The organism is Granulicella sp. L46 (assembly GCF_009765785.1).
Lineage (GTDB): Bacteria > Acidobacteriota > Terriglobia > Terriglobales > Acidobacteriaceae > Granulicella.
The window spans coordinates 461,600-472,542 of record NZ_LMUT01000025.1; the positions used below are offsets into that span (position 1 = coordinate 461,600).

Consider the following 10,943-nt stretch of genomic DNA (forward strand, 5'->3'; position numbering starts at 1 on the left):
TCTCACCGCGTTTCCAGAACCGGCCTTCTTCGAATCAAGCGATCGCGATTTATCACCGGGCCCAGGGTCGTTTCTGGCAACATGCGACCGTCACCAATCCACTTCTCCCACGGACCAATCTGATCACTGCATTCGCATTACAGCAGCGATAACTCAAGTTGCCATTCAGGCATGGCGGAGGTCAGTTGCTCAGTCGCTCCCCAACGCGGACCAGCAGATGCTACGGACGAGGGCTCACCTGGGCATAGATATAGTGCTTCACCTCGACAGGCTTGATGGCATAGCTCAGTACCTGCTTCTCGATCTCGCGATCGGCCACTGTGAAGCGGTCATGTTGTCTTTCGTGTTCAGCCCAGGAATCAACCTTGAAGCTCTCCAGATAGGTATCCGGAGTTTCGGTATCGGAGAACACTCCCCAACTCGTTGCGCCGTCGCGGCGACGGACTCGCTCATACTTGTGGATTTGAACCAGAAACTCCTGTGCCTTAGCTGGATCAATGACATAGATCAGGATGACGAGAACCGGCCCCTGGTCTGGCGCGGGCTCCTGAATCATGGCCGGTTGAGCCCAGTGATTCCAACTGCTGAGATCCAAATTCGTATTTGGTAGTTTGAACAAAGGTGCCAACAACAGGCACGCGCCAGTTCCAATGCCCGCATAGACCAGGGTGAGATGAACATTCGTGTGCAACGCCACGTATCCCCAAAGTGTGCTGCTAACGGCAACGCTACCCTGAAATACAAAAAGGTAGACGGCAAGCACTCGCGCGCGGACCCAATCGGGCGCGAGTTCCTGCACCATGATGTTGAAGAGGGACATGATTGCGGTCCAGGAGGCGCCTCCAATTAGCATCAGCGAGCACAGAATTGCAGGTGAGCGCAGCAATGCCAGGCTCAAGATAACCGCCGAGAATATTGCCGTGGCGATAGACAACAGAGTCTCTGAGGAGAGCCTGGACCGGGTCCGCTGAAGGACCATGGCGCCGAGCACCGCTCCCAAGCCGAAAAACCCGAGCAGAAATCCATAAGTGATCGGACTCTTGCTGATCGATTTCGCCGCTACTGGCAGGAGTGCCCAGAAGGAGCTTGTGAAGAAGATGAGAACCGCCGACCGAAGCAACAATCTGCGAATGCCAGGGGAGTAGCGCACATAGCGGATGCCGGCTGAGGTCGCTCCCCGGAAGGTCTCCACTGGCAGTGAGCTCGTTCGCGCAGGTCTCCTCCATTTAGCGATGACGGCAATTACTCCGAGGAAACTAAGGGCATTGAAAGCAAATGCCGCGCCGACGCCGACAGCCGCAACAACGAACCCGCCAAGGCCAGGTCCGATAGCTCGGGCCAGGTTGAATTCGATCCCATTCAGTGCCAGGGCAGCAGGCAATTCCTCCTTATTTACCAATTCAGGGAAAATAGCGCGCCACGTGGGCGATTCGACGGCGTCCCCGATCGATAGCCCCAGAGTAAGCAAGAGCAGGAGCCATGGCGTCATCGCTCCGGCGAATGTGACCACGGTGAGCACAATCGCGATTCCAAACATCCAGGTCTCTGTCCCGAAAATCAGCTTGCGGCGATCGAAGATATCTCCGATTGAGCCTGCTGGCAGCGCAAGCAGGAAAAACGGCAAAGCGGTAGCCGTCTGAATCAAGGCGATATAGAGAGGATTGCTGGTGAGCGAGGTCATCAGCCACGCTGCGCCAATGGCCTGCATGAAAGTCCCGATATCAGAGATAAGGTTGGTTACAAGCAGATTGCGGAATATCGAGTTGCGAAGAGGTCGCCAGGGGCTTGGCGAGCGTGGCGCACCTGATTGGGCAACTGGAGCCATCGTTTTGTGACTTTACATGATCTGAAGATTCAAATGGAACTCTAGATTTGTTGGGATAACAGGTGATGTGAAGTGGACTACTGTTCGCCGCTCCGTCTACGCATAGTCGTCAATTGTCGCTAACAGGCCAATGCGCATTTCCTAACAGCGAAGCCATCGTCTCAAACAAGAAGTAGCAAACTATAAGCCGGCACCTCTGGATGCAATGACTGAGCTGTAAAACTGCGCGCTTAGTTTTGGCGTCCGTTTTTGAGTCTTGTAGTCGACGTAGACGACTCCAAAGCGCTTGCCGTAACCATCAGCCCATTCATAGTTGTCGAGCAGGCTCCAGACGAAATAGCCCTTTACGTCGGCCCCCTCCTTCACTGCTTTTAGCATCTGACCGAGACAGTTACGTAAATACATGATTCGGTCTGTGTCCAGCACCTCACCCTGCTCTGTCATGCGATCGGCCGCGGAGCATCCATTCTCCGTGATATACATTGCGCGCGGTTTCCACGCTTCTTGAATTAGCTTCGGTCCCCAGTACATGCACTCTGGGCCTACCTTCAGCCAATCGCTGGCCATATGCGGGAAATTGTCAGGCATTGGCAACGCCCGATATCCATCTGGCGTACTCCGCACGTACGTCGGCGTGTAGATGTTCAAGCCGACCGCGTCGATTGGCGATGCGATGGTGCGCATCTCTTCTGACGTGAAACGAGGCGCATCATCGCCGAGTTCCCGTAGGTATCGTTCTGTGTATCGTCCCTCGAAGATGGCGGTCAAGTAGCCGGCATTCTCCTCGCGCAAGGCTATGGCCGCAGCGTGGATGTCCTCGGCTCGCAACGTTACAGGCACCGGCACGGTGGGGTTTTCGCACAGCCCAACTTGAACACCCGGCGAAGACTTGGCGCGAATCGCCTGAACGCTCAATCCGTGGGCCAGCAGCACATTGTGCCTCACCTGCGCCAACCCTTTTCGTTGAAGCTTGAGGCCCGGAGCGTGCGTACCGTTGCCATATCCCAGTTCGACAAACGTCCGCATCTCGTTAATGGTGAAGAAGTATCGCACACCCAGACGCGATAGCTCGCCGGCGACATATCCCTCGTATTCGGCGAGGCGGTGCGCTGTGTCCGGGTTCTCCCACCCGCCTTTATCCTGTAATGCTTGAGGTAGGTCCCAGTGATAGAGCGTGCAAAACGGCTCGATATGATTGGCGTGCAGCTCAGCGACAAGCCGCTTATAGAAATCCAGTCCATGCGCGAGCGGTTCGCCAGATCCCGTAGGAAACACACGCGGCCAAGCGACGGAAAAGCGGAACGCCTGCAAGCCAAGCGTCTTCATCAGCTGCACATCGTCGCGATAGTGATGGAAGAAGTCATCCGCCACGTCGCCGGTATCACCATTTGCTGTCTTGCCGGGCGTATGCGAGAACGTGTCCCATATGGACGGACCGCGGCCACCTTCGTGCACCGCGCCTTCCACCTGGTAAGAAGCCGTCGCCGAACCCCAGAGAAAGTTAGCGGGAAAGCCATCCTCGCCGCGGGAATCTGCCTGTGCGGCGAACGAGACCGCGGGCAATAACGTGGGTACCGCTGCAATCCCAAGCATGCGTGCGACATCGCGACGTGTCCACAAATTCTTCATATCAAGCCTCAAGCCTTCCTGTGATGAGAAGCCAAGGGCGCGCGGAGGTAAATAGTCCGCCGCGCGCCCTGAGCGTTTTCGTTATTTTACCGACAACGGCTTGACCCTTATTTCGTGCCTGGTCCTGATGTCGGCAGGGAGGGCAGCCGTTCGCCAATCGCCAGCGTGAATGACGGCGTGAGCTGACGGATGACCGACAGGTAGCGCTCATCCTGATAGCGACGGAAGGCATACTGATACGTGGTGATACCAGGCAGAGAGCCCAGCGCCGAGGCATCGAGAGCTCCAACTGGCTTCAGCGCGGCATCATACGATCGTTTCATCGCCGTGTCGTGGTTGCTGTATAAGTCAACGCCGTGGTGCCACAACACCTCAGCAACGGCCGTCGTCAACACGCTCAATGCGGGCATCTGATCGTCGATCTTCGGCGAACCAACTCCCCAAACCGTACCCCCACGCAGGACATCTGGCTTGAAGCAATCTATGAAGCCGCCGGTCAGCCTTTCTTTGGTCCCACCCTGTCCGTAGAGCGCCAGGTCCGCTCCGCCATCGGCCGGATCAGACCGTGCTCGATACCCGCTCGATCCTTGGCGGAGAGTGAGGACGCGCCGTAGATAAGGTCGTAGCCGTTACACGCCTTCGCAAGAAACATGCCCGCATCGCCACCATCAAAGCCATACGTCGCGAAATGGTCGTAGCCATGCGGGTCGGGCCTGTGTTTCCTTGCCCATAGCCATAGGCATCCGCGACAGCCAGCAGAATCTGATAAACGGCTCAAGACAAACGTTCGGCCGAACAGTCAGACTTGCTTCTCTCGATCGAGAGAAAATTACCCGCTTGACATTCCATCGGACCGCTGGCTACACTCCCTGCGCTTTAGATAAAGCGCATTAATTCGCTGTGTGGGGCCATTGTTCAACGGGCCAATCGCAAAGGGAGATGTCGTTATGCTGCAGCCATCGAGAAAGTCAAGCAACGGTTTGTCCTGGAATTGGCTTGTGATTTCCTGCTTCCTGGCGTTTTTATGTTTCGGCGCTGGCGGACTAAAAGCGCAGACGGTTGCGACCTACGGCTTCGAAGACGGAACGGCGGACGGATGGAGCTCCTTCAATGGGGCGAGCACGCCGGTTGCGAGCAACGCTGCAGCGTATGCCGGCTCGTACAGTCTCCTTACGACGACGGGGGCGACGGGAGCCGGTGGTCCGTCGATCAACTTGAACGCCGTCCTTCAAGCTGGAGCAACCTATACGATTACGGGCTACGTTAAGCTGGCCACCGGCGAGAGCGCCTCCAATGCGAACTTCACGATCGCACGCACCGATCCCAGCTGCTCTGGCGGTACTTGCTACGACACCATCGGTGCTTATCAGGTGCCGGTAGTAGCCTCTGGATTTGCGCAGATTGGCGGAAGCTATACGGTCAGCGCTACGGAAACGGGCTTGACCCTCTATGCGCAACTGGTGGGCGCGACGAGCGCGCAATCTTTTTATCTGGACGACGTGGTTATCACCGAGACTGCACCGCCGCCGGGTGGATCGCCGATTGCAACGTACAACTTTGCTGACGGCGGCGTGGATGGTTGGACGCCTTTCGGTTCCGCGACTCTGACCAACGCCGCGCCGCCGCTGCTCGACCCGAACGGGGACGCGCGCAGCCTGCTGGTAGCCAACCGTACAGCCACGTATATGGGACCAAGTTTAAATCTGCTCACCGTGAACAATGTCGTACCGGGCGCGACGTACGAGGTGACGGCTTATGTGCTGTTGGCCGGCCCGGACAGCACGAATCCCACGGTGACCTTATCGACTGCAACGGCGGACTGTGCCAGTACCGGGACCTACGGAAATATCGCAACGTCCGGCGCCCTCTCGAGTACGGTCTGGACGAAGGTTCAAGGCACGTTTAGCTACAGCGACCTGCCCGGACCTCCTACGAGCCTGTCCCTCTACCTCCAGTCGAGCAGCGCGACGGATTCGTTCTACGTCAGCGATGTAGTGATCGGCGAGCTATCACCAGCTCCATTGAGCGCCAGCCAGCAGGACAACACAGGCATTACCAGCACATTCGAAGATGGCGGGCTCGATGGATGGAGCTCGCGCACCGGCAGCTCATCGGTCACGAACTCCACAGCCGAGGCCCACAGCGGCACGCATAGTCTGCTGACCACCGGCCGCGTTGCCAACTATGATGGCCCGCAGATCAACGTCAGCAACAAAATGTACAACGGCTCCGAATACAACATCAGCGGCTGGGTAAGACTGGTACCTACCGATGGCTCGAGCCATGTCATCAACATCAGCTTGCAGACAACGCTCAGTGGAACTACGAGTTACCCGAGTGTCACTGCTTACCCCGGAGTGACGGTGCTCGCGGATGGCAACTGGCACCAAGTCAGTGTCAGCGGCTACAACATGTCGAGCGCATACGATACGGGTGCTGCGACCCTATACTTCCAGACTGTGCCGCCATCCGGCAACGATCTTGTCTCATTCTACGTCGATGACTTCCAGCTCACGTACGTCGCGCCGCCCGCGATCCAAACGAATATTCCCTCTATCTACAAGTCTCTTGCGGATCACTTCCCAATCGGAGCAGCGGTCGATACCACGGACCTTTCGGGCCCCCACTCACAGCTTCTGTTCAAACACTTCGACAGCATGACCCCCGGTAACGACTTGAAGTGGAGCTCCGTTGAGTCCAGCCTGGGGACCTATAACTTCACCAACGGAGACGCCCTGGTCGGCGAGGCAGTGTGCCACAACATGCGCGTACGGGGACAAAACCTGGTCTGGGCAACCGGTGAACAGACGCCTTCTTATGCCGCCGGGGATGGAACAAATTCAGCGGCCAACCAGGCCATCGTCACGGCGAATATCCAAGAGCATATTAAGAGCGAGGTGCAGCACTTCGGCACCAAGGTCTATGCGTGGGATGTGGTGAACGAACCAATCGATCCTACTCAGTCCGACTGCCTCGCCCACGGGCCGTTCTACGACGTGCTCGGAGCAAGCTATATGGATGTAGCGTTCAAGGCAGCGAAACAATATGCTCCCCCCGGAACGAAGTTGTTCGTCAACGACTACAGCACCACGGATGCAGACCGCCTCGCATGCCTCGTTCGCGTAGTGCGCGAGTTGCGTGATCGTGGCGTTCCCGTGGACGGCATTGGGCACGAGATGCACAACGTCATAAACTACCCCGCACCCGGTGCAATGACGAAGGCCATCGACACCGTGGCAGAAAATTTCCCCGGCATCGATCAGCAGGTGACCGAGCTTGATGTCAGCGTCTACAACGCAGGCGACGACACCTCAAACTACGGCAATACCATTCCGCCGTCGGTTCTCGCTGAACAGGGCTGGCTTTACAAGGAGTACTTCGACGAGTTCCGCGAACTCAAGCACAAACTCAGCGCCATTACCATCTGGGGCATGGCCGACGATGACACGTGGCTCGACAGCTTCCCTGTCACGCGTACCGACTATCCACTCCCCTTCGACATGCAACTTCAGGCCAAGCCGGCATATTGGGGAATTGTGAATCCGAAAGGACTACCCGGGTACGGTCTGAAATTCAGTCTTTCCCAGAAGCCGGGGGAGAAAAACACAAGCCAGCTGACCCTTATCGCAACCAATGGCGATGTGGGCCCAGCCTACGCAACACAGATCACGGGCTTCACGCTGCAACAGATCTATGGAAGACCGTGCAAACCTTCGGTCACGACCTCCGGCAGCCTGCTGCTTGGGGACATTCCGGCTAACGGTTCAGCCACTATCTCGTTCACCGTCGACTTCACTGGCTGCAACTCCTTCGCATCGTTCCTGCTGACCGCGCCGTGGAGTTCCTCGACGTACCACACCGGCACGGTCAGGTCACAGGTGGACTTTGTGGAAGACAACCGAAGAAGTGCGAGGCCATAGTAGATCGGCACAGACCGGATCGGATGAATATCCAGGGTAGCTGTCAATTCGAGTATCGTGCGACGATCCGAAGTGCATGCTCAAGCGAGGATTCGCCTAAAGCCAGGGCGGGCACGCTCGGAACAGACTCCTTCGCAAGCTGGGTCAGAACGTGGCCAGGGGGCATCTCAAGAAAAAGATGGCAGCCCAACTCTTCCAAGACCGTTACTGAGTCGTACCAGCGGACGCCATGCGCAACGTTGCTCGCTAAATCCTCCGCGATCGCATCCGGAGTTCTTAGTGTCCTTGCGTTCACGTTACCGACATAAACATAGTTGGGCGATTGCAATTGCATCTTCTCTAGGCTCTCTCTCAAGGCGACCGCCACAGGCTCCAGGAGTGGACAATGGGAGGGCACTGAAACATGCAGTGCTTCCGATTTTCGCGCACCGTTCTTTCGAGCGGCCTCCAGCACCTTTCTAATGCCTTCATCGGAGCCCGCAACGACAATCTGGCGCGGGGCATTGATATTGCCGACGTATACCGGTGCCTGCGCCGAATAAGCTTCTTCGACCAGCCTCGATACCTGTATCTCGCTCAATCCAACGATGGCCGCAAGACCATACCCACTGGGATAAAGCCGCACCATCATCTCCGCCCGTTGTCGTACGAGGCGAACTGCATCGGACAGACTGATCACTCCGCACAGAGTTGCGGCGGCAAACGCCCCGACTGATAGCCCTGCAACTGCTTCCGGCTTAACACCTTCTTCGATCAGCGCCCGAGCCATCGAGACACCACAGGCCAGCAGCGCTAACTGGACTGAAACCGACGATCGCAGAGCTTCCTCCGAGTCAAGTTCTCGGATATCCATATTGAGATACTCGCTCACTTCATCGAGCGTTCGTGTGACCGCAGGATGGTCCGGCAGGGCGTGCAACATTCCCGGCATTTGCGAACCCTGTCCCGGAAAGAGAAACGCAATGCTCATTTCTGCCTCGGTCGTAGTCCATTCGCGCTAATCATTCCGACTCTCCGCCTTCCATCCAGGAGACGCTTCCGAGTCTAACGCCGCCTGGTGTGCGTAAAAGGATTGGTGCAACACCTCGACTGGCATATTCCTTCAAGGAGAAACCGCATGTCCGCGTCTCCACACGAATGTCCACGGCCGCAGGTAGACCGCTCGCCAACGCGCAGAGTGACTTTGCCTCGTCTGTGGCGATGGGCTCGTCGGCATAAATAACAATGTCGAGATCGCTTTCCGGTTTTGCCACGTGATTGCCTGTCGCAAGCTCGAAGCCGACGCTCCCTCCTGGTCCCCAGGGACGATCAAAATCTGTCCAACGGTCTTTGAGAAGTGATAAGGCACCAAAGGCAGGCAGGGAATCAGCACGAAACGCTGGCAAGCTGCGTTTCAGGAGTTGAGGGGGCGTTGTAATACTCTTCACTAACCCCGGCTCACAGAAAGCAGCCCAACGCTGATTCCGTTCGGGCCCACGAACACCTACAGGAATGCTCCGCTCCAAAGCGAGGCCACGGCGAACGACCAGAAACGGCACTCGCCGTAGCCCCTCTGCGGCCCATTCGGGCACAGACGCATGGAGGGAGAGAAACCTCTCAGAGTCGACTTCCAACAAGTCGTGCGTCCGAACGTAAGCGGCTTCAAGTAGAAACATGGAATGCCCTATCTATGTTGATTGCGCGCGATTGTCGATGTGCTTCCGAGTGCGCTCGGACTCTCTACTGATCTTGTGCGTGTCGTGCGGCTTCCTCAATCAGTGCCGCCACTTCTTTTGGACGCGACTTGTAGATCGAGTGGCTGGCACCCTGGACTTCAATCACATGGCTCTTGGCGCGTGCGGCGTACCAGCGTTCGAGATCAGGGTTGATGGTTCTGTCCTTTGTCGCTACGGCCACCCAGCTTGGCTTAGTCCTCCACGCTGCGGCGGTGATGGTTGCGTGGAAATTCGCGTCCGCGATCAGTACTTGGGAGTGCGCTCCGAAAGCGGCTTCATCGGCGGGTAGATCGGCCGCAAAATACTCGCGATATTGTGCAGGATCGAGGTAATCGAAACCGTCCGCTGTCCGTTTTATTGCCGTTGACTTGCTGATGTCGCTTGGGAAGCGCTTTCCGTCAGCAGCTTCGTTTTCTCCAGCGTCAGGCATGTGTGCAGCGACGTAGACCAATCCGGCGACTGAGGAATCTGTCCCAGCTTCGGTAATGACCGCTCCTCCATAGCTGTGGGCTACGAGAATGCTCGGCCCATCCTGAAGAGTCAGGATGCGTTTGGTGGCAGAGACATCGTCCTGGAATGATGTCTCCGGCTCTTGAACGATACTGACATTGAAGCCGTCTTTGACGAGGATGTCGTAGACGCCCTTCCAGCCCGAGCCGTCTGCCCAGGCCCCATGCACCAGCACTACATTCCGAACGCGGTGGGTATCGGTCTGTGCTGAGAGGGTGTAGCAGGTGGACATCACTAACGCGACGGAGAGAAATCGCAACCATTGCGAGACAGACTTAACTTTCATTGACGTATTCATGTTGTTGCTCCTTTTTGAGAATGTTTTGTATCGTGTCCTGGAAGATCGAACGAAGCCAAGGCGTTTTCAATGAGCGTTTGTCCTTGCAGGGCGCCAGATCAGGACAAGTGGCTGAGGAAGATAATCCATCCGGCTAACGTGAAGATCCCGATGACATAACTCGCAATCAGACTCGAGCTCGCAACCTCCGGAGTTGCATCGAAACCTTTTCCGAATACAATTCCGAAGAACCCGCAGGGAATCGCGCAAATCAGGACGACAGAACGAGTCGCTTCGAGCGGCAGGCTGAGAAATCGTGCGATGAGGAGGCCGAGGGCAGGTTGAAGCAGGTTCTTTGCGAAGACCGACCAGCCCACACCCCAGGTAAATTCGAAGCGTTGCGCAGATACAATCAATCCCGTGAGAAACAATGCCGTCCCCGCGGTTGCGCTTCCAAGAACCGTGAGGCTCCTCTCCACATACGTTGGCATATGGAAGTCCATTGCGACAGCAAGAACCCCCAGTACCGGAGCCCAGACAACGGGTTTCTTAATTGCTTTCCACGCTGAAGTCCGAATGCGAGTCATTGGAGACAATGCTTTGCCTTCCACCGTGCTGCTTTCGAGGATCGCGAGAGTGATCGGCGAGATTGTGATAGATCCCATCGCAATGGCAACGGCGACGCTTACAACGGCATCATTGCCATACACGGCCAAAAGGAGCGGGAGGCCCACTGCGGTAGCATTCGGAAATCCAAGCGTCAGAGCGAGAACTGTGCTGTCTGCAGCGGTGTTCTTTCCGAGGCGCTGCGCTGCGATGTAAGTCAGGCCAAAAATGACGAAGTAGACGATTGCAAGCGCGACTGCAACCCTACCCTGGTTCCACAGGAGATGGCGCGATGTTCGAGCAATCGTCACGAACAGGGAGCAAGGGAGCGCAAAACTCATCACAAAGGTGATGAGACTCTTCACATTCCTGTTGTCGACAACATTCCGCAGACCTGCAATGTACCCAAACAGCAGGCCTGCGAAGATGGGCACGAGCGCGTTGGCCAGGATTGTGGCCAT

9 protein-coding genes are annotated in these 10,943 nt (G+C 56.7%); 1 reads left to right on the forward strand and 8 read right to left on the reverse strand.

The window, feature by feature from the left end; genetic code table 11:
- Window positions 1–220: 220 nt before the first annotated feature.
- The 4 genes from GSQ80_RS21915 to GSQ80_RS21930 all read right to left on the reverse strand — a co-directional run bounded on the left by GSQ80_RS21915 (window position 221) and on the right by GSQ80_RS21930 (window position 4,106).
- Entirely contained in the window at window positions 221–1,825 is a 1,605-nt protein-coding gene (locus GSQ80_RS21915) for an MFS transporter (protein WP_158789757.1), read from the reverse strand.
- 180 nt (window positions 1,826–2,005) lie between these two features.
- Window positions 2,006–3,454: a GH1 family beta-glucosidase gene (locus GSQ80_RS21920; protein ID WP_158789758.1), complete on the reverse strand. Its 1,449-nt coding sequence runs from the start codon at window positions 3,452–3,454 to the stop codon at window positions 2,006–2,008.
- Between the two features lie 107 nt (window positions 3,455–3,561).
- On the reverse strand, window positions 3,562–3,864 hold the full coding sequence (locus tag GSQ80_RS21925; RefSeq protein ID WP_158789759.1) for a hypothetical protein: 303 nt from the start codon (window positions 3,862–3,864) through the stop codon (window positions 3,562–3,564).
- Window positions 3,865–3,950: 86 nt separating this feature from the next.
- Complete coding sequence (locus GSQ80_RS21930; RefSeq protein WP_158789760.1) at window positions 3,951–4,106, reverse strand: hypothetical protein; 156 nt, start codon at window positions 4,104–4,106, stop codon at window positions 3,951–3,953.
- 346 nt (window positions 4,107–4,452) lie between these two features.
- Between GSQ80_RS21930 and GSQ80_RS21935 the strand changes: the two genes are divergently transcribed.
- Window positions 4,453–7,374, forward strand: a complete 2,922-nt coding sequence (locus GSQ80_RS21935) for an endo-1,4-beta-xylanase (protein WP_158789761.1) — start codon at window positions 4,453–4,455, stop codon at window positions 7,372–7,374.
- A gap of 43 nt (window positions 7,375–7,417) precedes the next feature.
- Here GSQ80_RS21935 and mdcH read toward each other — a convergent pair whose 3' ends face one another.
- The 4 genes from mdcH to GSQ80_RS21955 form a co-directional block, all read right to left on the reverse strand.
- Window positions 7,418–8,344 carry a malonate decarboxylase subunit epsilon gene (mdcH, locus tag GSQ80_RS21940; protein WP_158789762.1) on the reverse strand — a complete coding sequence of 309 codons (927 nt, stop codon included), beginning with the start codon at window positions 8,342–8,344 and terminating at the stop codon, window positions 7,418–7,420.
- A gap of 31 nt (window positions 8,345–8,375) precedes the next feature.
- The gene (locus GSQ80_RS24035; RefSeq protein WP_371315757.1) at window positions 8,376–9,029 is read right to left on the reverse strand and encodes a malonate decarboxylase holo-ACP synthase; all 654 of its coding nucleotides are present in this window, start codon (window positions 9,027–9,029) and stop codon (window positions 8,376–8,378) included.
- A gap of 64 nt (window positions 9,030–9,093) precedes the next feature.
- Window positions 9,094–9,897 carry an alpha/beta hydrolase gene (locus GSQ80_RS21950; RefSeq protein WP_254059851.1) on the reverse strand — a complete coding sequence of 268 codons (804 nt, stop codon included), beginning with the start codon at window positions 9,895–9,897 and terminating at the stop codon, window positions 9,094–9,096.
- A gap of 98 nt (window positions 9,898–9,995) precedes the next feature.
- Window positions 9,996–10,943 (reverse strand): AEC family transporter, encoded by a 948-nt coding sequence (locus GSQ80_RS21955; RefSeq protein WP_158789764.1) that lies wholly within the window; start codon window positions 10,941–10,943, stop codon window positions 9,996–9,998.